23 protein-coding genes are annotated in these 23,996 nt (G+C 61.4%); 14 read left to right on the forward strand and 9 right to left on the reverse strand.

Annotated elements, in window-relative coordinates:
• Nucleotides 1-56 precede the first annotated feature (56 nt).
• On the forward strand, nt 57-1,268 hold the full coding sequence (locus ACTJK7_RS07315; protein ID WP_011331900.1) for a response regulator: 1,212 nt from the start codon (nt 57-59) through the stop codon (nt 1,266-1,268).
• Between the two features lie 136 nt (nt 1,269-1,404).
• Here ACTJK7_RS07315 and ACTJK7_RS07320 read toward each other — a convergent pair whose 3' ends face one another.
• Nucleotides 1,405-2,394 (reverse strand): GGDEF domain-containing protein, encoded by a 990-nt coding sequence (locus tag ACTJK7_RS07320; protein ID WP_440780460.1) that lies wholly within the window; start codon nt 2,392-2,394, stop codon nt 1,405-1,407.
• A gap of 146 nt (nt 2,395-2,540) precedes the next feature.
• Nucleotides 2,541-3,725 carry a delta-9 fatty acid desaturase DesA gene (desA, locus tag ACTJK7_RS07325; protein ID WP_108559029.1) on the reverse strand — a complete coding sequence of 395 codons (1,185 nt, stop codon included), beginning with the start codon at nt 3,723-3,725 and terminating at the stop codon, nt 2,541-2,543.
• A 146-nt stretch (nt 3,726-3,871) separates the two neighbouring features.
• On the opposite strand from desA, the gene dibA reads away from it, so the two are divergent.
• The 6 genes from dibA (at nt 3,872) to ACTJK7_RS07355 (ending at nt 10,079) form a co-directional block, all read left to right on the forward strand.
• Nucleotides 3,872-5,791 carry a phosphodiesterase DibA gene (gene dibA / locus ACTJK7_RS07330; protein ID WP_064382694.1) on the forward strand — a complete coding sequence of 640 codons (1,920 nt, stop codon included), beginning with the start codon at nt 3,872-3,874 and terminating at the stop codon, nt 5,789-5,791.
• A gap of 190 nt (nt 5,792-5,981) precedes the next feature.
• Nucleotides 5,982-6,164 carry a sulfur starvation response protein OscA gene (gene oscA, locus ACTJK7_RS07335; protein WP_007952821.1) on the forward strand — a complete coding sequence of 61 codons (183 nt, stop codon included), beginning with the start codon at nt 5,982-5,984 and terminating at the stop codon, nt 6,162-6,164.
• A 132-nt stretch (nt 6,165-6,296) separates the two neighbouring features.
• Nucleotides 6,297-7,310, forward strand: coding sequence for a sulfate ABC transporter substrate-binding protein (locus ACTJK7_RS07340; RefSeq protein WP_011331904.1), 1,014 nt, complete (start codon nt 6,297-6,299; stop codon nt 7,308-7,310).
• Between the two features lie 71 nt (nt 7,311-7,381).
• On the forward strand, nt 7,382-8,200 hold the full coding sequence (cysT, locus tag ACTJK7_RS07345) for a sulfate ABC transporter permease subunit CysT (RefSeq protein WP_007952818.1): 819 nt from the start codon (nt 7,382-7,384) through the stop codon (nt 8,198-8,200).
• Nucleotides 8,201-8,213: 13 nt separating this feature from the next.
• Complete coding sequence (gene cysW, locus ACTJK7_RS07350) at nt 8,214-9,086, forward strand: sulfate ABC transporter permease subunit CysW (RefSeq protein ID WP_011331905.1); 873 nt, start codon at nt 8,214-8,216, stop codon at nt 9,084-9,086.
• Between the two features lie 3 nt (nt 9,087-9,089).
• Entirely contained in the window at nt 9,090-10,079 is a 990-nt protein-coding gene (locus ACTJK7_RS07355; protein WP_064382696.1) for a sulfate/molybdate ABC transporter ATP-binding protein, read from the forward strand.
• A 123-nt stretch (nt 10,080-10,202) separates the two neighbouring features.
• On the opposite strand, the gene ACTJK7_RS07360 is transcribed toward ACTJK7_RS07355, so the two are convergent.
• Nucleotides 10,203-10,727, reverse strand: coding sequence for an Mpo1 family 2-hydroxy fatty acid dioxygenase (locus ACTJK7_RS07360; protein WP_236197136.1), 525 nt, complete (start codon nt 10,725-10,727; stop codon nt 10,203-10,205).
• Nucleotides 10,728-10,812: 85 nt separating this feature from the next.
• Between ACTJK7_RS07360 and ACTJK7_RS07365 the strand changes: the two genes are divergently transcribed.
• A complete protein-coding gene (locus ACTJK7_RS07365; protein ID WP_323150574.1) occupies nt 10,813-11,496 on the forward strand; it encodes a Crp/Fnr family transcriptional regulator in 684 nt (227 codons plus the stop codon).
• 123 nt (nt 11,497-11,619) lie between these two features.
• Here the strand turns inward: ACTJK7_RS07365 and uraH are convergent, their stop codons facing one another.
• On the reverse strand, nt 11,620-12,030 hold the full coding sequence (gene uraH / locus ACTJK7_RS07370) for a hydroxyisourate hydrolase (RefSeq protein WP_108559034.1): 411 nt from the start codon (nt 12,028-12,030) through the stop codon (nt 11,620-11,622).
• Between the two features lie 16 nt (nt 12,031-12,046).
• A complete protein-coding gene (locus tag ACTJK7_RS07375; protein ID WP_323150575.1) occupies nt 12,047-12,529 on the reverse strand; it encodes a GlcG/HbpS family heme-binding protein in 483 nt (160 codons plus the stop codon).
• Between the two features lie 136 nt (nt 12,530-12,665).
• On the opposite strand from ACTJK7_RS07375, the gene ACTJK7_RS07380 reads away from it, so the two are divergent.
• The 4 genes from ACTJK7_RS07380 (at nt 12,666) to ACTJK7_RS07395 (ending at nt 16,303) form a co-directional block, all read left to right on the forward strand.
• Complete coding sequence (locus ACTJK7_RS07380; protein WP_039772967.1) at nt 12,666-13,346, forward strand: heavy metal response regulator transcription factor; 681 nt, start codon at nt 12,666-12,668, stop codon at nt 13,344-13,346.
• Nucleotides 13,336-14,724 (forward strand): heavy metal sensor histidine kinase, encoded by a 1,389-nt coding sequence (locus tag ACTJK7_RS07385; RefSeq protein WP_440780462.1) that lies wholly within the window; start codon nt 13,336-13,338, stop codon nt 14,722-14,724. The genes ACTJK7_RS07380 and ACTJK7_RS07385 overlap by 11 nt, the downstream gene beginning before the upstream one ends.
• A 114-nt stretch (nt 14,725-14,838) precedes the next feature.
• Entirely contained in the window at nt 14,839-15,087 is a 249-nt protein-coding gene (locus tag ACTJK7_RS07390; protein ID WP_085647915.1) for a helix-turn-helix domain-containing protein, read from the forward strand.
• The gene (locus tag ACTJK7_RS07395; RefSeq protein ID WP_108559037.1) at nt 15,080-16,303 is read left to right on the forward strand and encodes a type II toxin-antitoxin system HipA family toxin; all 1,224 of its coding nucleotides are present in this window, start codon (nt 15,080-15,082) and stop codon (nt 16,301-16,303) included. Before ACTJK7_RS07390 ends, ACTJK7_RS07395 begins: the two co-directional genes overlap by 8 nt.
• 15 nt (nt 16,304-16,318) lie before the next feature.
• On the opposite strand, the gene ACTJK7_RS07400 is transcribed toward ACTJK7_RS07395, so the two are convergent.
• The gene (locus tag ACTJK7_RS07400) at nt 16,319-17,323 is read right to left on the reverse strand and encodes an AraC family transcriptional regulator (protein ID WP_440780463.1); all 1,005 of its coding nucleotides are present in this window, start codon (nt 17,321-17,323) and stop codon (nt 16,319-16,321) included.
• A gap of 100 nt (nt 17,324-17,423) precedes the next feature.
• On the opposite strand from ACTJK7_RS07400, the gene ACTJK7_RS07405 reads away from it, so the two are divergent.
• Nucleotides 17,424-18,497: a fatty acid desaturase gene (locus ACTJK7_RS07405; protein ID WP_440780464.1), complete on the forward strand. Its 1,074-nt coding sequence runs from the start codon at nt 17,424-17,426 to the stop codon at nt 18,495-18,497.
• Between the two features lie 109 nt (nt 18,498-18,606).
• Here ACTJK7_RS07405 and ACTJK7_RS07410 read toward each other — a convergent pair whose 3' ends face one another.
• The 3 genes from ACTJK7_RS07410 to ACTJK7_RS07420 are packed head-to-tail and all read right to left on the reverse strand — an operon-like array spanning nt 18,607 to nt 22,642.
• Entirely contained in the window at nt 18,607-20,217 is a 1,611-nt protein-coding gene (locus ACTJK7_RS07410) for an arylsulfatase (protein WP_323150578.1), read from the reverse strand.
• 14 nt (nt 20,218-20,231) lie between these two features.
• The gene (locus tag ACTJK7_RS07415; RefSeq protein WP_108559044.1) at nt 20,232-21,047 is read right to left on the reverse strand and encodes an ABC transporter ATP-binding protein; all 816 of its coding nucleotides are present in this window, start codon (nt 21,045-21,047) and stop codon (nt 20,232-20,234) included.
• Nucleotides 21,044-22,642: an ABC transporter permease gene (locus ACTJK7_RS07420; protein ID WP_440780465.1), complete on the reverse strand. Its 1,599-nt coding sequence runs from the start codon at nt 22,640-22,642 to the stop codon at nt 21,044-21,046. Before ACTJK7_RS07420 ends, ACTJK7_RS07415 begins: the two co-directional genes overlap by 4 nt.
• A 301-nt stretch (nt 22,643-22,943) precedes the next feature.
• On the opposite strand from ACTJK7_RS07420, the gene ACTJK7_RS07425 reads away from it, so the two are divergent.
• The gene (locus ACTJK7_RS07425; protein WP_011331920.1) at nt 22,944-23,957 is read left to right on the forward strand and encodes an ABC transporter substrate-binding protein; all 1,014 of its coding nucleotides are present in this window, start codon (nt 22,944-22,946) and stop codon (nt 23,955-23,957) included.
• The last annotated feature ends 39 nt before the right edge of the window (nt 23,958-23,996 follow it).

Raw genomic sequence — 23,996 nt, forward strand, 5'->3', positions numbered from 1 at the left:
GTTGTACCGAAACGCCAGCATTGGCTAAGGTTCAAGCATTGCAAGGGAGGGCGAGCATGACGGCCGTCGATTTACCCGCTGTACCGAGAGTCCTGATTGCCGAGGCCGACCCGTGGTCTCGTGACCTGCTCAAACAAGTGTTGCTGAATGTGCGCTGCGATGCGCGGCTGGACTTGTGCGCCGATGGCCAGGAGGCAATGACGCTGCTCAGCGAAGTGCCCTATGACCTGGCGATCGTCGACTGGGAGTTGCCCGGCGTCGATGGCTTGAGCGTGTTGCGCAGCGTACGCCAGCGCAAACGCAATCCGCCGCTGCCCTTCATTCTGATGAGCAGCCGCAACGACAGCGCCAGCGTGCGCGAAGCCTTGCCGCTGGCGCCGACCGCTTATCTTGCCAAACCCCTGAACATGGAAAGCCTGACCGAGCGTTTGCAGGGGCTGCTGCTCAATGCCGGCGAAGAAGTGTTCTGTGAAGTACCCGCACTGGCGCCGGGCATGACGCTGTCGGTATTCCTCGAACGTCGCCGCGAGCAGGCCGACGGCGCACCGCTGATGACTGACGTGCAGGTGGCGGTCAAACGCAGCCTCAACCCCAACGGCCTGGACCTGAAGCTGCTGGAAGAGGAAATCCGCACCGATCCGCAGATCACCGCCGTGTTGATCGCCGCCGCCAACAGCGCCGCTCAGCATCATGGCGCGCCAGTGCAGACTCTGGCGCAGGCGCTGCATCGACTGGGCACCGGGCAGAGCATGAACCTGATTCTTGGCCTGGCACTCAAGCGCAGTGCCCGACTGAGCGACCCGTGTCTGGCCGACTACGCCGAGCGCTATTGGGGCCTGTCACTGCACACCGCCGAGTACGCCCGCACCTTGGCGCGGCTGCTCGATCTGGATCAGGAGCGCTGCTACTGCGCCGGCATGCTCCATCGCCTCGGCGATCTGGCGTTGCTGCGTTGTCTGCAGGAATGGAAGCAGGCCGGCGGCGAGTTGGACGAGCTGGAGGAAGTCGGCGATGCACTGGCCGAATTCGGTGCGGCCTATGGTTCGGCGTTGCGTACTCGCTGGCGTCTGCCGCTGGAGTTGCGCGAGCTGATTGCCTCGGTCTACCAGCTCGGGGGCGGGGTGTACTCCCGCGAGGCGCTTGTGATGAACATGGCGGCGCAAATGGCCCGTCTGACCGAGCATGAAGGCGTCGAGGAGCTGGCCAAGAGCCGTACAGCGCGCTTGCTCAAGATCGGCTTGCCGGAGCTGATGCGGATGCGCAAGTAACCAGTGGGAGCGGGCTTGCCCGCGATGGCGTCGGCAATGCCAATAATTTTATTGAATGCTGCTGGCCTCATCGTCGGATCGCCGCCCGGACCAAGCCCGCTCCCACAGGGTTGTGTGTCGAGTCGAAAATCCGGGTTCAGGCGGAAATGATCCGGTTCTTGCCCTGCCGCTTGGCCTCGTACATCGCCGCATCCGCGCGGGCGAACAGGGTGTCGAGGCTTTCATCTTCCGGGGTGAGGCTGGTCAGGCCCTGGCTGACGGTGATGCCGAACGTTTGTTCACCGTAATTGAAATTCAGCCGCTGAATTTCCCGTTGCAGCCGCTCGGCCACCTGCATGGCCATGTCCGGCGCACATCCCGGGAAAACTGCAGCAAACTCCTCACCGCCAATCCGCCCGAACAGGTCGCCCCGGCGTAATGAGGCACGACCGCATTCGGCGATCCGTTGCAGCACGTTGTCGCCTTCGGGGTGGCCGTAGGTATCGTTGATCACTTTGAAGTCATCGATGTCCAGCAGCAGGAACGCCATTTGCGCGCCTTGCAGGCGGGCTTGTTCAAATTCCCGGTGGGCGCATTCGAAAAAGTGCCGGCGATTGCTGCTCTGGGTCAGCACGTCAGTGGTGGCCAGGCGTTGCAGCTCGGTTTCCATTTGCTTCTTGTCGGTGATGTCTTCGGCGATACCGACGATGATCACCGGTTGCCCCGGTTCGTCCTGACGGTTGATGAAGCACTTGTCGCTGATCCAGCGTACCTGGCCGTCGGCGGCGATGATCCGGTATTCGCGGTCTTCCACAGCGCCTTTGTGCAGCACTTCGGCGAGGCTGCGTTCGGCGTATTCCAGATCGTCCGGGTAGATGCTGTCGCGCCACTGGTTGTAGTCGGCCAACAGCAGGGCGGCGGAGCGGCCGAAGATCCGCTCGTAAGCAGGGCTGACGTAAAGCACCTGCCGGGTTTCCCAGTTGAAGGCCCAAAGCACGGCATTGACGCTGACCAGCAGCGAGCTGAACAGCTGCTCGCGTTCGCTCAGGCGGGCGACTTCGCCCTGGGCATGCATCAATGCCATCAGGGTTTGCGCGGCCTCGGGCCACTGGGGAGGGGATGATTGATTTTGATTGTTGTTGACCATCGACACGAATCTCAAAGGGCGTGTCGATCTATCGACAACGGCCACGGGAAAACCCGCCGGGGGTGGCGAAGTGTCTTTGAGATAGGGGATCGAGGGTGAAGTTCCGAAGGGTGCGCCCGGGAACCGGGCGCACCGATCAACGGCACTCAGACGGCGACAGGGCGCAGCGAGTAGGTTTTCAACTGGTTGGCGAATTCACGCAGGGACTGGATGCCGCTGGCCTCGGCCTCGTGGACCCATTCCTTGATGGCGGCGAGCATGTCGTGGCCATTCGCGCTGGTCTTGACCCAGATCTGCTGCAGGGCCAGGCGTTTCTCGTAGATTACCTTCAGCGCCTGGCTGTGCTCGAGCATGTTCTGGATGCGCGCGTGGTGGCGATCTTCCAACAGGCTGGTTTCCCGCGAGAGCAGACGTTTGGCCCGATGGAACTGGTGGCGTACCGAATGATCGACCTTGGCCAGTTCCTGCTTGACCAGCGGGCCGATCACCAGCTTGCGGTACTGGGCCATGATCTGGAAGCGGTTGTTGAGGATCGCCATGGCAGTGTCCATGTCCAGACTGCCCTTGCCTTCGACGCGGTGGGCGATCGGGGCGACACGCTGGACCTTGGCCAGACGCAGGAAGCTGAAGATCTGGATCCACGCCCAGCCGAGGTCGAACTCCCACTTCTTGACCGACAGCTTGGCCGAGTTGGGGTAGGTGTGATGGTTGTTGTGCAGTTCTTCGCCGCCGATCAGGATGCCCCATGGCACCAGATTGGTCGCCGCGTCGCGGCATTCGAAGTTGCGGTAGCCGACGGCATGCCCGAGGCCGTTGACCACACCGGCCGCCCAGACCGGGATCCACATCATCTGGATCGCCCAGATGGTGATGCCGATGGTGCCGAACAGCAGCAGATCGACGACCGCCATGATCGCCACGCCCAGCAACCGGTAGCGGCTGTAAAGGTTGCGCTCGATCCAGTCTTCGGGGCAGTTCTTGCCGTAGATGCGCAGGGTTTCCGGGTTCTGTGCTTCTTCGCGGTACAGCTCTGCGCCTTTGCGCAGGACGGTGGACAGACCCTTGACGACCGGACTGTGCGGGTCGTCTTCGGTTTCGCATTTGGCGTGGTGTTTGCGGTGGATGGCAGTCCACTCGCGGGTGTTCTGCGCCGTGGTCAGCCACAGCCAGAAACGGAAGAAATGCTTCAGGCCGGCATTCAGCTCCAGGGAGCGATGGGCCGAGTAGCGGTGCAAGTAGACCGTGACGGCAACGATCGTCACGTGGGTCATCACCAGGGTGACGGCGACCAGCGACCAGGCCGACAAGCCAAGAAAACCTTCGTACCACATAGGCTATAGGGCCCTCGATAAAGAAAAAACAGCCGTTGCATTATCACCAAGCACACAGATAAAACCAGTCGCCCTTTCAGATAAGAGATGGCTGGATGTTTCTTGACCTATAATCCCGACATTTTTGTAGGGACATGGACGGCCGAATGTCTGCCACATACCGCGATGCTTTGCGTGCAGCGCTGCTTTACCTGGTCCTTGCCGTGGTCTGGCTGCAAGGCACTGGTTATTTATTGAACAGTTTCTTCGATAGCTCTGACGAGTTGCTGCGCTGGCAACTGATCAACGGCTACCTGTTCGTAGCGCTCAGCGCCGGGTTGATCTTCCTGGCCCGGGCGCGGTTGTTTGAGTGCCTGGGCATCGGCGCCCGCTTGCGTGAACGCCAGGCGGATCGCGAACGCCTGCGTCAGGCCGCTGCGGTATTCGATTGCACCCGCGAAGGCGTGCTGGTCACGGACCGGCAGGGGCTGATCGTGCACGTCAATCGCGCGTTCATGGAAATCACCGGTTATCAGCGTGACGAAGTGATAGGTCAGCAGCCCAGCCTGTTCAAGTCCGGGCACCATCCGCCGGGGTTCTATCAGGCGATGTTCGCTTCTTTACAGGCGCGGGACGAATGGAGCGGCGAGATCTGGAACCGGCGCAAGAGTGGTGAAATCTACCCGCAATGGCAGACGATCCGGGTCATTCGTGACGATGACAACCGGCTCAGCCATTACGTCGCGGTGTTTTCCGACATCAGCGCGATCAAGGATTCCGAGCACGAACTCAAGCACCTGGCCCACCACGATCCGCTGACTGACCTGCCCAACCGTCTGCTGTTCAGCGACCGCGCCGAACAGGCGCTGGCATCGGCGCAGACCCACAAGCGCGGCTGCGCGCTGCTGATGATCGATCTGGACCATTTCAAACTGATCAACGACAGCCTTGGCCACACTATCGGTGACCGTTTGCTCAAGGCGGTCGCCGCGCGTTTGCAGGCGTTGTTCGGGCCGGGCATCACCCTGGCGCGGCTGGGCGGCGATGAGTTCGCGGTCCTGCTGGAAAGTTGTCCACAACCGGCGCAGGCGGCAGCATTGGCTCAGCGCATTCTCGATGCGCTTAAAGAGCCGTTCTGCCTCGACGGCCATGAACTGTTCATCAACGCCAGCCTCGGCATCAGTCTGTTTCCCAGCGATGCGCTGAGCGCCGAACAACTGTTGCGCAACGCCGATGCGGCGCTGTTCAAGGCCAAAAGCAGCGGTCGCAACGGTTACGCGCTGTACACCGAAGAGCTTACAGCCCACGCCCAGCAGCGGGTCGAAATCGCCTTCGAATTACGTCGCGCGCTGGAGCAGCAGGAACTGCGGGTCTACTACCAACCGGTGCACGACCTGCAAACCAGTCGCCTGATCGGCGTCGAGGCGCTGGTGCGCTGGGAGCATCCGCAGCGAGGCCTGGTGTCGCCGGCGGAGTTCATCCCGATTGCCGAGCGCACCGGGCTGATCTCGGAAATCGACGCCTGGGTCATGCAGCAGGCCTGTCGGCAGATGTGCCAATGGCAGCAGGCCGGGGTGGTGCTGTCGTTTGTCGCGGTCAACGTGTCCTCGCGGTTGTTTGCCCGCCGCGAGTTGTATCAGCAGGTGGCGCAGGTGCTGCACGACACCGGCCTGGATCCGGCCTATCTGGAACTGGAGGTCACCGAAAGCGCGGTGATGGACGATCCGGAAGTCGCGCTGGAACAAATGCATCGTCTGCGCGAGCTGGGGATACGTCTGGCCATCGATGACTTCGGCACCGGGTATTCGTCGCTGCTGCGGCTCAAACGCCTGCCGGTGCAGAAGCTCAAGATCGACCAGGGTTTTGTTGCCGGACTGCCGTGGGACGAGGACGATGCGGCGATCGTCCGGGTGATCATCGCCCTGGCCCGCAGCATGGGCATGCAGGTGCATGCCGAGGGCATCGAGCAGGTGGAACAGGCGGCGTTCCTGCTGGGCCAGGCCTGTGATCTGGGGCAAGGCTACTGGTTTGGGCGGCCGGTTCCGGAAGCGCAAATCGACTGGAACCGGGCGCCTTTGATCGGTTGATGGCCGCGTAGGGCGGGTTTGCCAGTGAGCAAATCCGCCGCAAACCCTTGCTGCATCACATAATGTTTTCCAGTTATATAAACATTCTTAAATAGTCTTTTTAAGAATATCCGTGCCTCTCTTATATTGCTCCCACGCCGAACGCAGTGCCGCCCACTGCCAGGCATATCCCATACAAAGGAGCAGCACCATGAGCGCATCCCTGCGTAGCGTTGACGGTCAGGACGAAAGCACCATCTTGCGCGAAATCCAGAGCGCCTTGCGCGACCTGCGTTTCGGCGCGGTGGAAATCACTGTGCATAACGCCCAAGTGGTCCAGATCGAACGCAAAGAGAAATTCCGTCTGCAGCAACCGGGTAACAAACCGGCCTGATTCGTAGTCTGCGGCAGCTCCTGCGGGGAGTTGTTGGCAGAAGCTGCCACAGGCTGCGGTCATTGAATGAGCAACCCGATTCCAGCAATCCATAAGAAAAAGCCACCACCAAGAATTCCAGGAGCTTTCACCATGTCGTCGATTCGCCGTTACGCTTTGGCCGCCCTGGCCAGTGCTGTGTTTGCCGGTTCCGCGGTTGCCAAGGATTACGAACTGCTCAACGTGTCGTATGACCCGACGCGCGAGCTGTATCAGGATTACAACGCCGAATTCGTGAAGTACTGGCAGTCGGAGCACGCCGGCGACACCGTGAAAATCCAGCAATCCCACGGCGGTTCGGGCAAGCAGGGCCGTGCGGTGATCGACGGTCTGCGCGCCGACGTCGTGACCCTGGCCCTGGCCGGCGACATCGACGAAATTGCCAAGCTCGGCAAGACCCTGCCGGCCGACTGGCAGAAGCGTCTGCCGGACGCCAGCACTCCTTACACCTCGACCATCGTGTTCCTGGTGCGCAAGGGCAACCCGAAAGGCATCAAGGACTGGGGCGATCTGATCAAGAATGACGTCTCGGTGATCACCCCGAACCCGAAAACCTCCGGCGGTGCGCGCTGGAACTTCCTCGCGGCGTGGGCCTACGGCCTGAAAGCCAACGGCGGCAACGAAGCCAAAGCCAAGGAATACGTACAAACCCTGTTCAAACATGTACCGGTTCTGGACACCGGCGCCCGTGGCTCGACCATCACCTTCGTCAACAACGGTCAGGGTGACGTGTTGCTGGCCTGGGAAAACGAAGCCTTCCTGGCGCTGAAAGAAGACGGCGGCAAAGACAAGTTCGACATCGTCGTGCCTTCGCTGTCGATCCTTGCCGAACCACCGGTGGCCGTGGTCGACAAGAACGCCGAGAAGAAGGGCAACGAGCAGATCGCCGAAGCCTACCTCAAGCACCTGTACAGCCCGGCCGGCCAGGAAATCGCAGCGAAGAATTTCTACCGTCCGCGTGACAAGGACGTGGCGGCGAAGTACGCCCAGCAGTTCCCTAAACTGGAGCTGGTGACCATCGACAAGGACTTCGGCGGCTGGAAAACCGCGCAGCCGAAATTCTTCAACGACGGTGGCGTGTTCGACCAGATCTATCAGGCGCAGTAATCTGAAATAGGTCATAAACGAGCCCCGATTTAACCGTCGGGGCTTTGCGCGTTCTCAAACCAAGGACTTTTATGTCGCGTCGTATCTCCCCCGTCATACCCGGCTTCGGGCTGACGCTGGGCTACACCTTGGTGTACCTCAGCCTGATTGTGCTTATCCCGCTGGCGGCGATGTTCGTCCACGCCGCCCAACTCACCTGGGACCAGTTCTGGACGATCATCTCCGCGCCCCGCGTCCTCGCCGCACTGAAGCTGAGCTTCGGCACTGCGCTGTGCGCCGCGATCATCAACGGCATCATCGGCACGCTGCTGGCCTGGGTGCTGGTGCGTTACACGTTCCCGGGGCGCAAGGTGATCGACGCGATGATCGATCTGCCATTCGCCCTGCCGACCGCCGTGGCCGGTATTGCGCTGACGGCGCTGTACACGCCGACCGGGCTGGTCGGGCAGTTCGCCGCCGACCTCGGTTTCAAGATCGCCTACACCCCGCTCGGGATCACCCTGGCACTGACCTTCGTGACCCTGCCGTTCGTGGTGCGCACGGTGCAGCCGGTGCTGGCCGACATCCCGCGTGAAGTCGAAGAAGCGGCGGCATGCCTGGGTGCCAAACCGTTGCAGGTGTTCCGTCACATTCTGCTGCCGGCGCTGTTGCCGGCCTGGCTGACCGGTTTTGCCCTGGCGTTTGCCCGGGGCGTTGGCGAGTACGGTTCGGTGATTTTCATCGCCGGCAACATGCCGATGAAAACCGAGATCCTGCCGCTGCTGATCATGGTCAAGCTCGACCAGTACGATTACACCGGCGCTACCTCCATCGGCGTGTTGATGCTGGTGGTTTCCTTCGTCCTGTTGCTGCTGATCAACTTGCTGCAGCGGCGCATCGAAACCCCATAAGGAGGCGCGAACCATGTCCCAATCGTCTATTGCGGCCGCGTCCTCGGCCAACGCCGCCCGCCGTGGCAGCGCCACTTCGCGGCGGATCCTGATCGGCCTCGGCTGGTTGATTTTCTTCCTGTTTCTGCTGCTGCCGCTGTTCATCGTGGTGTCGCAGGGATTGAAGAACGGCCTCGGCGCATTCTTCACTGCGATCTTTGAACCGGATGCCTTGTCGGCGCTGAAACTCACCGTGATTGCGGTGCTGGTGTCGGTGCCGCTGAACCTGGTGTTCGGTGTCAGCGCCGCGTGGTGCGTGAGCAAATACTCGTTCCGCGGCAAGAGCATGCTGGTGACGCTGATCGACCTGCCGTTCTCGGTGTCGCCGGTGATCGCTGGTCTGGTCTACGTGTTGATGTTCGGTGCCCAGGGCCTGTTCGGGCCGTGGCTGCAGGATCACGACATCCAGATCGTCTTCGCCCTGCCGGGCATCGTGCTGGCGACGATCTTCGTCACCGTGCCATTCGTGGCCCGTGAGCTGATCCCGCTGATGCAGGAACAAGGCACTCAGGAAGAGGAAGCCGCGCGCCTGCTCGGCGCCAACGGCTGGCAGATGTTCTGGCACGTGACCGTCCCCAACATCAAATGGGGCCTGATCTATGGCGTGGTGCTGTGTACCGCGCGGGCCATGGGTGAGTTCGGTGCGGTGTCGGTGGTCTCCGGGCACATTCGCGGGGTGACCAACACCTTGCCGCTGCACGTCGAGATCCTCTACAACGAATACAACCACGTGGCCGCGTTCGCCGTGGCGAGCCTGTTGCTGATCCTGGCGCTCTTCATCCTGCTGCTCAAGCAGTGGAGCGAAAACCGTATCAACCGCCTGCGCGCCAGCGCCGCGGAGGAATAATTCATGTCGATCGAAGTGCGTAACGTCAGCAAGAATTTCAATGCGTTCAAGGCGCTGGACAACATCAGCCTGGACATCCACAGCGGTGAACTGGTGGCATTGCTCGGCCCGTCCGGGTGCGGCAAGACCACCCTGCTGCGCATCATTGCCGGCCTGGAAACCCCGGATAACGGCAACATCGTGTTCCACGGCGAAGACGTGTCCGGCCACGACGTGCGGGATCGCAACGTCGGTTTCGTGTTCCAGCACTACGCGCTGTTCCGCCACATGACGGTGTTCGACAACGTCGCGTTCGGCCTGCGCATGAAGCCGAAAAACCAGCGCCCGACTGAAAGCCAGATCGCGACCAAGGTTCACGAGCTGCTGAACATGGTGCAACTGGACTGGCTGTCGGATCGTTATCCGGAGCAACTGTCCGGCGGCCAGCGTCAGCGGATCGCCCTGGCCCGCGCTTTGGCGGTAGAGCCGAAAGTGCTGCTGCTCGACGAGCCGTTCGGCGCCCTCGACGCCAAGGTGCGTAAGGAGCTGCGCCGCTGGCTGGCGCGCCTGCACGAAGACATCAACCTGACCTCGGTGTTCGTGACCCACGACCAGGAAGAGGCGATGGAAGTGGCCGATCGCATCGTGGTGATGAACAAGGGTGTGATCGAGCAGATCGGCTCACCGGGCGACGTCTACGAAAATCCGGCCAGCGATTTCGTCTATCACTTCCTCGGCGATTCGAACCGTCTGCATCTGGGCGATGACAACCACGTGCTGTTCCGCCCGCACGAAGTGTCGCTGTCGCGGCATGAACTGGAGGATCACCACGCCGCTGAAGTACGTGACATCCGACCGTTGGGCGCGACCACGCGGGTGACGTTGAAGGTTGAGGGGCAGACTGATCTGATCGAGGCGGAAGTGGTGAAAGACCACGACAGCCTGACCGGGTTGGCGAAGGGTGAGACGTTGTTCTTCAAGCCGAAGGTCTGGCAGAAAGTCGCCAACGTTTGATCTCGCTCGTTCCCACGCTCAGCGTGGGAACGCCGCTATGGACGCTCCGCGTCCACTGTGACGCGGAGCGTCACGGAATGCATTCCCACGCAGTGCGTGGGAACGAGCGAATCAGCCTGTGGTTCAGACAGCCGCGCGATTTGGACTGACCCGCACCACACCCGCCCGCGCCTCGATCTGCTCTTTCAGCTCCTGGCGCATCCCGAGCAGGAACGCCAGTTCGGCCACCACAAACAGCGGCCCGACAATCAACCCGCTCAAGTCATCCACAAACGCCGGTTTGCGCCCTTCATAGTGGTGCCCGACAAACTGGATCACCCAGCCGATCACAAACATCGCAAGACCGCTGCTGAGCCAGACCATGGTGCTCAGCTGCGCCAATACATGCCCGGCCCAGACCGACAGCCCCATCAACACGGTCATCAAAGCCCCAAGCTTCAGCTCCAGGCGCAGGTAAAACCACGCCGACGCAAGGGCGGCAATCACCGCCGGGGAAATCCACAATCCACCCACCGACCATTCCGGCCGCGACAACAGCACGGCCACCGCCACCACAATCAGCGGAATCCCGATAAAGTGGCTGGCGATGTTGCGCGGGTCACGGTGGTAAGCGGCGTATTGACTCAAATGATCGACGAGGCTTTTCATTGTTGTTCCTCCTGTAGGGTGATCGAATCATGCCCCGGGTTCATGGCTCGCTCTGTCAGGCAGGCGACAATCTTTCGGAGAACGCATGGATAAGCTCTGGCGCGAGCGCCTCCTGACCGGGCAATGGTTCAGTCATCTGCCTTCGTCCTTTCAGGATAGTCTGCTGGCGGCGGCCAGGGAGCGGCGGCTGTCGGCGGGGCAGAGGTTGTTTCAGCGCGGTGATGCGCCGTGCGGGTTGTACGCGGTGCTCGATGGTGCGGTGCGTATCGGCGCGGTCAGCGAGCAGGGCAAGGAGGCGTTACTGAGCCTGGTGGAAGCGCCGCACTGGTTCGGCGAAATCTGCCTGTTCGACGGCCAGCCCCGCACCCACGATGCCTACGCGGTCGGGCCTTGCACCTTGCTGAACATTCCCCAGGCCACGCTGCTGAAAATGCTCGACGAGCAACCCGTCTACTGGCGGCATCTCGCTCTGTTGATGAGCCACAAACTGCGCCTGACCTTCATCAATCTCGAACAGCTGAGCCTGCTGCCGGCCCCGGCGCGTCTGGCTCATCGCTTGCTGATGATCGCCGAAGGCTACGGCGAACTCGATCCGCCACGCCGCGTGCTGCAACTGCCCCAGGAACAGCTGGCGTCGATGCTGTCGCTGTCGCGGCAGACCACCAACCAGATCCTCAAGGAGTTGCAGGGGCAGGGGATTATCGGACTGAGTTATGGCGAGATCGAAATCCTCGACGCTGTGCGATTGCGCGCGCTCGCCACACTTTAGTGCTCAACACTGTCCCTGTGGGAGCGGGCTTGCCCGCGATTGAGGTCGGTCAGTTGTCTTCTATGTTGACTGACACGACGCCATCGCGGGCAAGCCCGCTCCCACAGGGGAATTGTACGTGGCCTACGAACCGCGATAGGTAGAGAAACCATACGGGCTGAGCAGCAACGGAATGTGGTAGTGCTGATCCGTCTGCTGCACTTTAAAGATCACCGGAATCTCCGGAAAAAACGTCTCGTGCTTCGTCTTCTCGAAGTACTCACCGGTCTTGAAGACCACCCGATACTCACCGGCCTCGAACTGTTTGTTCGCCGGGAACAATTCGGCGATCCGTCCCTGTTCATTGGTGGTGCCCTGCGCCAGCGGCTGCCAGTCCTGGCCGACATGACGTTCCAGCGTCACGTTAATGCCCGGCGATGGCAGGCCGTTTTCCAGGTTGAGTACGTGTACGCTCAGCGGGTTGCCGGCGGCCAGCGCCAGGCTCGAAAAGGCGCTCAATCCAAGCGCGGTGAAAGTCATGCGCAGTGGGGGCATGGTGATGCTCCTGGGTTCAAATTCGGTTGATGGAAAGACCGCCAGCTTCGGCCGCCTTCGTCGCACAGCTTTCGTCCTGTTCGCCGCCGCCGGAACCGGCCACGCCCATGGCGCCGACCAGTTCTTTCCCGACAAACAAAGGGATGCCACCGCCGAGCAACAGCAACTCGTCCAGCGTGTTGAGGTTGGCGGTTTCCGGGTTGTTGCGGGCGCGCTCGGCGAACAATCGAGTCGGGGTTTTCGTCGATAGCGCGGTGTAGGCCTTGCGTTGGCTGGCGGCGGTGTTGTGCGGGCCGATACCGTCGACACGCAAGGTCACCAGCAGATTGCCGCCACGGTCGAGCACCGACACCGTGGCGGTGCAGTTTTCCAGCGCCGCGTCGGCCAGCAGCCGCGCGGTTTTCAGATCGAGATCGGCGTGACGGGGCAGGTCGGGCGCAGCAAACGCAGCGCTGCTGAGGCCGATTGTCAGGCTGGCAATCAAGTATTTGACGGTCATGGGCAGGCTCCAAAAGCGAAGGCCATCACCTTATCCGCCGGTCCCCGTCGAAACCTCGTCAGTCGGATTACAAGTTTGTAATGGGCAATGTCGCCGAAGGGGCCTAGCCTGTGACTCTGATCAATCGAGGTGTGCCATGCGTTTGCTGGTCGTAGAAGATGAAGCCAAAACCGCGAACTTCATCGCCAAAGGGCTGGGTGAGTCGGGTTTTGCCGTGGACGTGGCGCTGAATGGCCTCGACGGTCGCTACTTTATTGAGCAGCAGGAATATGACCTGATCATCCTCGACGTGATGCTGCCGGGCCTCAACGGCTGGCAATTGCTCCAGCTGATCCGCCAGCGCGGCGCCACGCCGGTGCTGTTCCTGACGGCGAAGGACGCCATCGAAGACCGCGTGCGCGGCCTCGAACTGGGGGCCGATGACTATTTGCTCAAGCCGTTCGCCTTCGCCGAATTGCTGGCGCGGGTGCGCACGTTGTTGCGGCGCGGGCCGATGCGTGAAGCCGAGTCGTACAGCATCGCCGATCTGGAAATCGACGTGCTGCGCCGCCGGGTCAGCCGTGGTGGCCAGCGCATCGCCCTGACCAACAAGGAATTCGCCCTGCTGCATCTGCTCGCCAGCCGTCAGGGTGAAGTGCTGTCGCGCACGCTGATCGCTTCGCAGGTGTGGAACCTGAATTTCGACAGCGACACCAACATGGTCGAAGTCGCGGTGCGCCGCTTGCGTTCGAAAGTCGATGATCCGTACATGCCCAAACTGATCCACACCGTGCGCGGGGTCGGCTATCAACTCGAAGCGCCCGACGATGCGCGCTAGATCCATCGCCTGGCGCCTGGCCCTGGCGTTCGCTGCCGTCTGCGCGCTGGTACTCAGCGCGATTGGCGTGTTCCTGTATCGCTCGCTGGCCTCGGAAATCGCCTGGCGCGACGACATGGCGTTACTCGGTCGCCTGGAACAGGTGCGCGCGCTGCTCGCCGACAGTGACAGCCTCGACGCCTTGCAGGCGCGGCCACGGCTGTACCAGAACATGCTTGGCAATCTCGACAGTCTGCTGCTGGTGCAACGCGCGGACGGCTCGAATGTGATCACGATCAACCCTCGCCAACGCGCACTGCCGCCCGTGCAGGCCATCCCCCGGGATCAACCGCCGCAACGCAGCGATGTGCTGACCTGGCAGGCGGCGGACGGTGTCGAGCTGGCCCTGTTGTCAGGTCAGGCCCAAGGGCCGAACGGCGAAGCGCTGACCGTGATTGCCGGCAAGGTGCTGAGCGAGCGCGAACAGATGCTCGGCAGCTATCGCCTGCGCCTGTATCTGGCCGTCGGCCTCGGAGCGTTGCTCGCCTTCACGCTGGGCCTGTTGCTGTTGCGCCGTGGTTTGCGGCCTCTGCGCAAGCTGAGTGAAGCACTGCGCGGCATCGACCTGCGCAGCCTCGACCAACGCGTTCCCACTGACGGCACGCCAGCGGAATTGCTGGAGCCGGTACACGCGCTGAACGGCATGCTGGTGCGGCTGGACGACGGCTTCCAGCGCCTCTCACAGTTTTCCGCCGACCTCGCCCACGAAATTCGCACGCCCCTGCACACCCTGCTCGCCAGCAATGGTCAGGCATTGAATCACCCGCGCAGCAGCACCGAGTATCAGGAAGTGCTGGCGTCGAACATGGAAGAATTCGAACGGCTCAAGCGCATGGCCGAGAACCTGATGTTTCTCGCCCGCGCCGAGCAAGCTGAGCGAGCGCTCGATCTGCGCACGCTGGAACTGCACGAAATCGGCGATGAGTTGTGCGACTACTTCGAAGCCCTGGCCGATGACCGGGGAATTCGCCTGGCAAACACGTTCAGTGGAAAGTTGCTGGCGGATCAGCAACTGCTGCAACGCGCCTTGGGCAATCTGCTGGCCAACGCCGTACGCCATGCCGACGCCGATTCGGTCATCAGCCTGCGCCGACGCGATGAGCCAGGCCTGTGCTGGCTACAAGTCCACAACCTCGGCCCGGTCATCGCGGATGAGCATCTGGGCAAACTGTTCGACCGCTTCTACCGCGTCGACCCATCCCGTGCGGAGCCGGGAGATTCCGGCGGCTTGGGACTGGCGATCGTGCAGTCGATCATGCAGTTGCATGGGGGGCGGGTGCGGGTCAGCAGTGATGTAACGGGTACGGTTTTTGAGCTTGGATTTGTAACCCGTCGCTAATCGACCCGCACATGCCGTTTTATATGAGCTAGACTTGCCCTGAGTTTGCATCGAATACGATGCATATAATTTTAATTACGCTTTATTGCACTTCATATAATGCACTGGTGTGTCATGGAACAGTTGGGCGAACTGATCAGAACTCTGCGCAAAGCGCAAAAACTCTCGCAGCAAGCGTTGGCGCAACGTTACGGCATGAGCCGCGCCACCATTTCGGGTATCGAAAACAATACGATTTCTGAAATTGGTCTGCGCAAAGTCGAGGCGATCCTCAACGGCTTTGGCTACGAGCTGACAGCGATTCCCGTGAGAGCACAACGCCCGACACTCGACGCGTTGCAGAAGGTCAATTTCCATGACTGAGCCGACAGATCGCTTGCACATCACCGTCGCTGATAGCCCGGTTGGAACGCTCGGTCGAGGGCAGCCGGGCATGGACAGTGTGTTCAGTTATCGCGAGGACGCCATCGACGAGAATGCAGTGTCGCTGACAATGCCGACCCGGCTGGAGAGCTACGGCTGGGAGCGGGGCATTCATCCCGTCTTCGAAATGAATCTGCCGGAAGGCGCGCTGCGCGATGAGCTGGTTCGACGCTTCAGTAAGGCCGTGCGCGGTTTTGATGATTTCGCCTTGCTCGCAATCGTCGGACCGCATCAGTTGGGACGGCTGGCGATTACCAGTGAGTCGGCAACCGAACGTCAGCCCGAAACATCACTGGCCGAGCTTCTGGTGCACGACGGTGCCCAGGGACTGTTCGATGATTTGCTACAGAAGTACGGCCAATACTCCGGTGTTTCAGGTGTGCAGCCCAAAGTTCTGGTGCGCGACAGTGCGGCAGCAGTTGATCGCCTGACTCACCGAGGCTCCACACATCTGGTCAAAGCCTTCCGTCCCGAAGAATTTCCCGAGCTGGCGACCAACGAGTACTTCTGTATGCGCGCCGCAGCGCTTAGCGGACTTGAAGTGCCAAAGTTTGAATTGAGTGAGCAGGGCAGGTTTTTGGTGGTCGAGCGTTTTGACCTGATTGAGCACGGCTATCTGGGTTTCGAGGACTTTTGCGTACTCAACGGCTGGCCTTCCAGAGCCAAATACGATGGCTCTTACGAAGGCGCTGCCCGACAGATCAAAGCCTTTGTTTCCCCTGCGCTATTGAGTCAGGCGCTGGAAGCTTTTTTCAAGATCGTGGCGCTGTCAGCGGGACTGAAAAACGGCGATGCGCATCTGAAGAACTTCGGTGTGCTGTATGACCATTGCGGCGCGCAGGCCTCGATCCGGCTGGCCCCGGCTTACGACATCATCACCACATCGGTTTACATCAGGAACGACAGCCTGGCCTTGCTGTTGGGCGGGTCGAAGGCATGGCCCAAGCACAAGGCGCTCATCCGCTTCGGTCGTACGGCATGCAATCTCACTGAAGGTCGCTGCAATGAACTACTGCAACAGGTTGTTCATGGCATGCAGACGGCGATGGCGGAAATGCTTGAGCATTGCCGAACCCATCAGTCGTTCGCCGAGGTAGGTACGGCAATGATCGAGCAGTGGGAATCCGGGATTGAGCGCAGTCTGACCAAGGGTTGAGCGACCCATTTGCGCTCAGCGCAACTGATCCCGAAACTGCCCCGGCGTCATCCCGGTCCAGCGTTTGAACGCGCGACTGAAACTGCTGGTGTCGGCAAATCCCAACAGATAACTGACCTCGCTCAGCGAGCATTGCGGATCGCGCAGGTGCAGCAGCGCGAGGTTTTCGCGGCTTTCATTCAGCAGGGTGTCGAAGCGGCAACCCTCGTCCGCCAGATGCCGTTGCAGGCTGCGCAGGCTCAAGTGCAGGGCCTGGGCGATGCGTTCGGCGCTGGGTTCGCCTTCGGGCAGTTGTTCTTCGATGGCGTCGCGCACCTTGCGCTCCCAGGTAAGCGGCTTGAGCTGGGCGAGGGTGCGTTTGAGCACCGCTTCGTTGTGCTCGGCCAGTTCCGGGTTGGCGTCGTCGAGGTGGCTGTCAAAGTCGGTGAGGGCGAATTCGATGCGGTCTTCTTCGGCGCAAAAGTGCACCGGCGAGCGGAACACCTTGTGCCATTGATGCGCATCGGCCGGTTCCGGGCGGCGCAGGTACACCGCCAGTGGCGCGTAGTCGCGGCCCAGGCGATTGCGGCAAGTGCGCACGTAAATCGCGGCGAAGGCGTCGATGGCTTCGAAGGCGGGTGCCGGGTTTTCGGCCGGGATCTTCAGGCGAAATCGATAGCGGTCCTCGGTGCGGGTCAGCTCCAGTTCCAGCGCGTCGCTGACCACTTGGTGATAACGCACGATCCGCTCGAACACTTCCCGCAGGCTGCCGCTGGCCACCAATGCGTAGCCCAGCGCGTGAAAGGTCGTGGGGCTGACGAAGCGCGACACCCGCAAACCGATCGCCGGATCACCGCTGACCTGCACCGCGATTTCCCACAGACGTGTGGTCGCGGACAACGGATAGCGGGCGTTCGGGTCGTCCATCAGTTGCGGATCGAGCCCGGCCTGCTGACACAGGGCAGTGCTGTCCAGCCCCAGCGCGTCGAGTTGCTTGCGCAGGGCACGGGTCCAGCTGGCGAGAGAAGTCGGTTCCTTCATGCTGATTGGCGCTTCCGGTCAACAGGTTGGCGTTCTCGGCTACCGCGTTTGGAGTCCGCGCGAGGCAGGATACGAACATCTATAACCAGAGGATGGAAGCATGGACCGTACTTCTGCAAGTCCCCAGCGACACAATGCTGCCCAGCGATCAGCGCATATTCGCGAAGTGGTGCTTGCCAAAGGCGTCGAGCTGCGCGAGCGCTACCCGATTCTCAACCATCAGGACGCCCTCGGCGCGGGGATTCTGGCGTTTGCCCTGGCCGGGATGATCGGTTCGGCGGCGCTCTACGTCACCGGGCACATGGCGTGGTGGGCGTGTCTGTTGCTCAACGCGTTTTTCGCTTCGCTGACCCATGAGCTTGAGCACGACCTTATCCACAGCATGTATTTCCGCAAACAGCGGGTGCCGCACAACCTGATGATGGGCCTGGTGTGGCTGGCGCGGCCGAGCACGATCAACCCGTGGATCCGCCGCCATCTGCACCTCAATCATCACAAGGTGTCCGGTACCGAAACCGACATGGAAGAACGGGCGATCACCAATGGCGAGCCTTGGGGTTTCGCGCGGTTGCTGATGGTCGGCGACAACGTGATGTCAGCGTTCATCCGCATGTTGCGGGCCAAGACCTGGGCGCACAAGTTCAGCATCATCAAACGCACGCTGAAGGTCTACGCGCCGCTGGCACTGGTGCATTGGGGCGCGTGGTATGTGTTTCTCGGGTTCCATGCCGCCAACGGGATCGCCTACCTGATGGGTTCGCCGATCGAATGGTCGGCGACCACGTTGTCGGTGATGCAGGTGATCGACATCGCCGCCGTGGTGATCATTGGCCCGAACGTGTTGCGCACGTTTTGCCTGCACTTCATCAGCTCCAACATGCATTACTACGGGGATGTGGAACCGGGCAATGTGCTGCAGCAATGTCAGGTGCTGAACCCGTGGTGGCTGTGGCCGTTGCAGGCGTTCTGCTTCAACTTCGGCAGCAGTCACGGGATTCATCATTTTGTGGTGAAGGAGCCGTTTTACATTCGCCAGCTGACGGTGCCGGTGGCGCATAAGGTGATGCGGGAGATGGGGGTTCGGTTTAATGATTTCGGGACGTTCGGGCGGGCGAACCGGTTTGTACGCCAAGTGAAGGTATCGGCCGAAGAGGCTCGTACAGCTCAGGCTTGATGGGTGATTGCAACGCTCTCATCGCGAGCAGGCTCGCTCCCACAATTGAATTGTGAATACGATCCAATGTGGGAGCGAGCCTGCTCGCGATGGCAATATTTCAGCCCCCTCAATCCGGCTGAAACGGCGATTCACTCAAAATCACCCCGGTCTCCTCCACATACCGCTGCCAATGCTCGATCAGCGCTTCAAGCCTTTGCGGCTGACTCGACGCCAGGTCATGAATCTCCCCCGGATCACTGCCCAGATCGTAAAGCTGCCAGGTCGCCGGCCCCACCGGCCCGGGAATCCACACCGCCTTCCACTGACCCTGCCGAATCGCCCGGCGCCCGAACAATTCCCAACCGGTAACGGTGTGTTCGTCATGCACCTGCGCCGTCTCGCCAGACAAAAAGCCCAGCCACGATTTACCACGCAAAGGCGCCACCGGTTTGCCGTGCCATTGCTTGCCAGGATGGCGCACGCCGGCCAGATCGAGAATGGTTGGTGTGATGTCCATCACGGTGTCAAAACCATGGCTGATCTGCCCCTTCAGCGGCAGCTGCGGATAGTGCAACAGTGCCGGAACGCGAATCCCGCCCTCGGTGGTGAACGCCTTGAACAGGCGCGACGGCGCGGTCGCCACCTGCGCCCAGTTCGGCCCGTACCAGACGTAGGAATTGGCGCGGCCGATGTTGTCGAGGCTGTTGTCGTAGTGCTGGCTCAGGTAGGTCACCAGCTCCGGACCGAATTTCGGGAAGGCTTCCAGCAGCGCGCCTTCGGCACCGTTGTCGGACATGAACAGGATGAAGGTGTTGTCGAGCTGGCCCTGCTGGCGCAGGTAATCGACGACGCGCCCGATGTTCCAGTCCATACGCTCGACCATCGCCGCGTAGACCTCCATCGCCCGGGCGGAAATGCGTTTTTGTTCATCGCTCAGCGCGTCCCATTGCGCGGTCAGCTGGATCAGCGGATGCGGTTCGACATCCGGCTCGATCAATCCCAGCGACTTGAGTTTCTCCAGACGCTCGAGGCGCAGCACTTCCGGCCCTGCGTCGTAGCGGCCACGGTATTTTTCGACGATGTCGGCGGGCGCCTGCAACGGCCAGTGCGGCGCGGAAAACGGCAGATAGGCGAAGAACGGCCGGCTCTGGTCACGCTCCTTGAGGTACTGCAACAGCTTGTCGCCGAACGCGTCGGAGGAATAGAAATCCTTCGGCAATTCGTCGATGAACCTGTCGTCCTCGATGTACAGCGCCGGGGTGGATTTCAGCAGGCCGGGCGTGTGTTCATCGTAGGTCGGTTCGAATCCGTAGTGGTTGGCCGCGCCGGGCAGCAGCGAGAACGAGCGCTCGAAACCACGGGCGTGGGGCGCCAGTTCGGCAGTCAGGCCCAAGTGCCATTTGCCGCTCATCAAGGTCTGGTAACCGGCCTCGCGCAGCAACTCCGGCAACGCGACGACACGGTCGTTGAGATAGCCTTCGTAACCCGGTTTGCCGATCAGGTCCGGGGTCAGGGTTTCAGCCATGGTGCCGATGCCGGCGATGTGGTGATCGGTGCCGGTGAGCAGCATCGAGCGGGTCGGCGAGCAGGTTGGTGCAGTGTGAAAATCGGTCAGGCGCAGGCCATTGTTGGCCAGGGCATCGAGGTTCGGCGTGGCGATTTCGCCGCCGAACGCGCCGATGTCGGAGAAGCCGAGGTCATCGGCCAGAATCACCAGAAAGTTGGGACGTTGTGGCATCGACAGGCTCCTGTTCAGCAGGCAATGAACGACAGCGGCAGATCGCGGATCTGTACCGGTGCGCTCGGTTGGTAATGATCGTCACTGGTCAGCTCGTGCAGCAGTTCTTCGCGCAGCTGATGGAAGTCGAAACTGCTGCGTTGGCGCGGATGGGGCAGGGCGATGTCCACCACCTGTTTGATCCGGCCGGGGCGCGGTTCCATGACTACCACGCGGTCGGCGAGGAAAATCGCTTCCTCGACATCGTGGGTGACCAGAATCGTGGTGATTTTTGCCCGTTCGCGAATCGCCAGCAGTTCGTCCTGCATCTGCTGGCGGGTCAGCGCATCGAGGGCGCCGAAGGGTTCGTCGAGCAGCAAGATTCGTGGGCTCGCCACCAGCCCGCGAGCAATCGCCACGCGCTGGGCCATGCCGCCGGAGAGTTGATGCGGGTAGGCGCGGGTGAAGTCGCGCAGGCCCACCAGCTCGATGAAATCGGTGATGCGTTGCTGCTTTTCGGAGGTAGCCAGCGGCTCGTTGACCAGGCCCAGGCCGATGTTGTCGGCCACCGTCAGCCACGGGAACAAACGGTGTTCCTGAAACACGATGCCACGCTCGCCGCCAATGCCGCTGACGGCTTTGCCATCGACAGTGATCTGCCCGCGAAATTGCGTATCGAGGCCCACCAGCAAGCGCAGCAAGGTGGATTTGCCGCAGCCGCTGGAGCCAACGATGGCGACGAATTCGCCCTCGGCGATGTCGAGGTTGAATTCGCGAATCGCCTCCAGTTCGAAACCGTCGACGTCGAAGGATTTGCCTACATGGTTGAAGCTGACAATCGGTGCGTTCATGCGTGTCTCCAGCGGGTGGCGCGGATTTCCAGGCGTTGGCCAATGAGGTTGAGCAGGGCGCCGGTGAGGCCGACCAGCAGCATCCCGGCCATGATCAGGTCCATGCGCAGCAGTTGTTGGGCGCCGATCATCTGGCTGCCGATGCCGCCGTTGGACGGCATGAAATATTCGGCGCCGATGGTGCCGAGCCAGGCGTAGATCAGGCTCAGGCGCAGGCCGGCGAAAATCCCCGGCGCGGCGCCCGGCAATACCAGTCGACGCAGGCGCTGAGTGAGGCTCAGGCGCAGCACTTGCGCGGCTTCGTTGAGTTGCGGTGAGAGGTTGGCGACGCTGCGTTGGGTCGCGACAAACAACGGAAAGAACGCGGCGAGGGCGACGAACACCCATTTCGCGAGTTCGCCCAGACCGAACCACGCGGTGAGCAGCGGCACCCAGGCGAAAATCGCGATCTGGCGCAGGGCGGCGAGGGTCGGGCCGAGTACGCGTTCGCTGGTGCGCGACAGACCCAGCAACAAACCCAGCACGAGGCCGAGGCCGCCGCCAATCAACAAGCCACCGAGTGTGCGGCCCAGGCTCAGAGCCATGCCCGCGATCAACGTGCCGTCGAGCAATCCGTTTTTCGTCGCCTCAAGCACCACCCACGGGCTGACCAGAATATTGGCATCAATCCATTGCTGATCGACCGCCAGTTGCCACAACGCAAACAGCGCCAGCGGCAGCAGCCACGGCTGCACGCGCTGCCAGCCTTCATAGCGTGGGCCGCGACGAATTTCTGCCGTGGCGGGATGTGGCCAGTGCACCAGTTTCCTGTCCAGCAGACCGATGCCGCGATCCATCGCCACGCCGATCAGGCCGATCACCACGATGCACACAAAGACGATGTCGAGCATGAACAGCTGTCGCGCCCAGACCATCAGGTAACCGATGCCTTCGCTGGAGGCCAGCAGTTCCACCGCGAGCAATGAAGTCCAGCCAGCGGCCAGCGCCAGACGCACGCCGGCCATGAATGCGGGGAGGGCGGCGGGCAGAACCAGTCGGCGAATCAGCAACCGTGGCGGCAGGCGCAACACGGCGGCGGCTTCGCGCAGTTTTGGTTGCGCGTCACGCACGCCGACCAGCGTGTGCAGGGTCACCGGCACCACGATGGCCTTGACCAGCACCACCAGTTTCAGCGTTTCGCCGATGCCGAAAAACACCATGAACAGCGGAATCCACGCCAGCGTCGGCACCTGGGCCAGGCCGGCGAAGGTCGGGAAGATCAGGCGTTCGAGACGACGGCTGAAACCCAGCGCCGCACCAAGTACTGCGCCGGCGGAAACGCCCGCCAGGAGGCCCCAGAACAGCCGTTGCAGGCTGATCCACAAGTGACTCCACAACTCGCCCTGGGACAGCTCGATCGCGCTGTTCCACACCAGCGATGGCGCCGGCAGGATCTGTTCGCTCATCCATTGATTGCGCGCCGCCATCCACCATAGGGCGAACAGTCCGAGCGGCAATATCCAGGGTAAAACGCGGTGGCTCAGGCTTGGCCAGGTTCGCCGGCTTTTCAACGGCGGTGCGGCCAGTGGCAGGCTGAGCAGGGATTCACGGGCCATGGTGACCTCCGTTGTCGGGTTGGATCGAGTCAGCGGAATTAGCTAAAAACCAATGGTTATAAGCGAGTTAGGAAATAATCATTTTGGAGATAAGCAGCGCCATTTAAGGCCTCAGCCCTGCGCGCATCCAATGCATTCGAAGAATATTTTCGATGCTCTCCATGCATACGGCTCTGCATGTCCCGACTTTGCTGGCTTAGCGTGAAAAGCTATAAAAATGTGCTTTTTAAGTATTTAAGTGCTGATACGGATTGCGCCTACTTTCGGCTCCTCAATGCCGCCGTGATCAGGAGCCGCACCCATGAACCTTCCCTTCAAACGTGTCATCAGTCTGTTTGCCGCGCCGGCACTGGCGGGTCTGCTGGCGTTCTCTGCCCAGGCCGACGAGCTCAAGGAAATCAGGATTGCCGTGCCTGATCTGAGCGCCGGTACCCAGCACAGCGGCGGGGGCATCGTGGACGTGCTGCGCGATCAGCAGATCTTCGAAAAGGCTTTCGCCGATCAGGGCATCAAGATTCAGTGGAGCTTCTTCAAAGGCGCCGGGCCTGTGATCAACGAGGCGTTCGCCAATGGCCAAGTGGACCTGGCCTATCTCGGAGATCTGGCGGCCATCATCGGCAAGTCCAACGGTCTGGATACGCGCCTGCTCAGCGCCAGCGCCCGGGGCGTGAAGCAATATCTCGGCGTCGTGCCGGGTTCGGGGATCAAGACGCTGCAGGATCTCAAAGGCAAACGCGTGGCGATCTTCCGTGGCACCGCGACCCAGTTGTCGTTCGATGCGGCGCTGGCCAGCGTCGGTTTGAGCGAGAAGGACGTGAAGGTGATCAACCTCGATTTCAACGCAGCGGTAGCGGCGCTGGCGGCGAAGCAGATCGATGCGTCTTGGGGCAGCTCCGGGCTGACCGCGTTGCAGGCCAAAGGACTGGCTGAGCTGCCATTGAATACCAAGGATCTCGGTGGCGCCGGCAGTGTGCAGTCGGTGTTGGTGGGCACCGGCAAGTTTGTCGACGGGCATCCGGAAGCCGTGGCGAAGCTGCTCAAGGCGCAGCAGCAGGCGGTGGAGTGGTTGACGCAGGACAGCAACAAGGACGCCTACGTACAGCTGGTTTCGGGGCTGGCGAGCTATCCACCAGTGATCCTCACCCAGGATCTGAAGGATCAGAACCTGAGCGAAGTCTTCCCTTCGACACTGGATCCGCTGTTCCTCGAAAACCTGCAGGGCAAGGTGGATCTGGCGGCGCAGCAGAAGCTGATTCGCAAGCCGTTCAAGGTGAACGAGTGGGTGGCGCCTGAACTGGCAGCTGCGAAGCTCTGAGTCATGCGGTCATTCCCGCGCAGAGCGTGGGAATGACCC

The sequence above is a fragment of the Pseudomonas sp. 22085 genome, from assembly GCF_052045815.1.
GTDB lineage: Bacteria > Pseudomonadota > Gammaproteobacteria > Pseudomonadales > Pseudomonadaceae > Aquipseudomonas > Aquipseudomonas glycinae.

Coding starts and splice junctions, on each gene's coding strand:
- ACTJK7_RS07315 (WP_011331900.1), top strand. CDS start 57: ATGACGGCCGTCGATTTACCCGCTGTACCGAGAGTCCTGATTGCCGAG.
- ACTJK7_RS07320 (WP_440780460.1), bottom strand. CDS start 2,394: ATGGTCAACAACAATCAAAATCAATCATCCCCTCCCCAGTGGCCCGAG.
- desA (WP_108559029.1), bottom strand. CDS start 3,725: ATGTGGTACGAAGGTTTTCTTGGCTTGTCGGCCTGGTCGCTGGTCGCC.
- dibA (WP_064382694.1), top strand. CDS start 3,872: ATGTCTGCCACATACCGCGATGCTTTGCGTGCAGCGCTGCTTTACCTG.
- oscA (WP_007952821.1), top strand. CDS start 5,982: ATGAGCGCATCCCTGCGTAGCGTTGACGGTCAGGACGAAAGCACCATC.
- ACTJK7_RS07340 (WP_011331904.1), top strand. CDS start 6,297: ATGTCGTCGATTCGCCGTTACGCTTTGGCCGCCCTGGCCAGTGCTGTG.
- cysT (WP_007952818.1), top strand. CDS start 7,382: ATGTCGCGTCGTATCTCCCCCGTCATACCCGGCTTCGGGCTGACGCTG.
- cysW (WP_011331905.1), top strand. CDS start 8,214: ATGTCCCAATCGTCTATTGCGGCCGCGTCCTCGGCCAACGCCGCCCGC.
- ACTJK7_RS07355 (WP_064382696.1), top strand. CDS start 9,090: ATGTCGATCGAAGTGCGTAACGTCAGCAAGAATTTCAATGCGTTCAAG.
- ACTJK7_RS07360 (WP_236197136.1), bottom strand. CDS start 10,727: ATGAAAAGCCTCGTCGATCATTTGAGTCAATACGCCGCTTACCACCGT.
- ACTJK7_RS07365 (WP_323150574.1), top strand. CDS start 10,813: ATGGATAAGCTCTGGCGCGAGCGCCTCCTGACCGGGCAATGGTTCAGT.
- uraH (WP_108559034.1), bottom strand. CDS start 12,030: ATGCCCCCACTGCGCATGACTTTCACCGCGCTTGGATTGAGCGCCTTT.
- ACTJK7_RS07375 (WP_323150575.1), bottom strand. CDS start 12,529: ATGACCGTCAAATACTTGATTGCCAGCCTGACAATCGGCCTCAGCAGC.
- ACTJK7_RS07380 (WP_039772967.1), top strand. CDS start 12,666: ATGCGTTTGCTGGTCGTAGAAGATGAAGCCAAAACCGCGAACTTCATC.
- ACTJK7_RS07385 (WP_440780462.1), top strand. CDS start 13,336: ATGCGCGCTAGATCCATCGCCTGGCGCCTGGCCCTGGCGTTCGCTGCC.
- ACTJK7_RS07390 (WP_085647915.1), top strand. CDS start 14,839: ATGGAACAGTTGGGCGAACTGATCAGAACTCTGCGCAAAGCGCAAAAA.
- ACTJK7_RS07395 (WP_108559037.1), top strand. CDS start 15,080: ATGACTGAGCCGACAGATCGCTTGCACATCACCGTCGCTGATAGCCCG.
- ACTJK7_RS07400 (WP_440780463.1), bottom strand. CDS start 17,323: ATGAAGGAACCGACTTCTCTCGCCAGCTGGACCCGTGCCCTGCGCAAG.
- ACTJK7_RS07405 (WP_440780464.1), top strand. CDS start 17,424: ATGGACCGTACTTCTGCAAGTCCCCAGCGACACAATGCTGCCCAGCGA.
- ACTJK7_RS07410 (WP_323150578.1), bottom strand. CDS start 20,217: ATGCCACAACGTCCCAACTTTCTGGTGATTCTGGCCGATGACCTCGGC.
- ACTJK7_RS07415 (WP_108559044.1), bottom strand. CDS start 21,047: ATGAACGCACCGATTGTCAGCTTCAACCATGTAGGCAAATCCTTCGAC.
- ACTJK7_RS07420 (WP_440780465.1), bottom strand. CDS start 22,642: ATGGCCCGTGAATCCCTGCTCAGCCTGCCACTGGCCGCACCGCCGTTG.
- ACTJK7_RS07425 (WP_011331920.1), top strand. CDS start 22,944: ATGAACCTTCCCTTCAAACGTGTCATCAGTCTGTTTGCCGCGCCGGCA.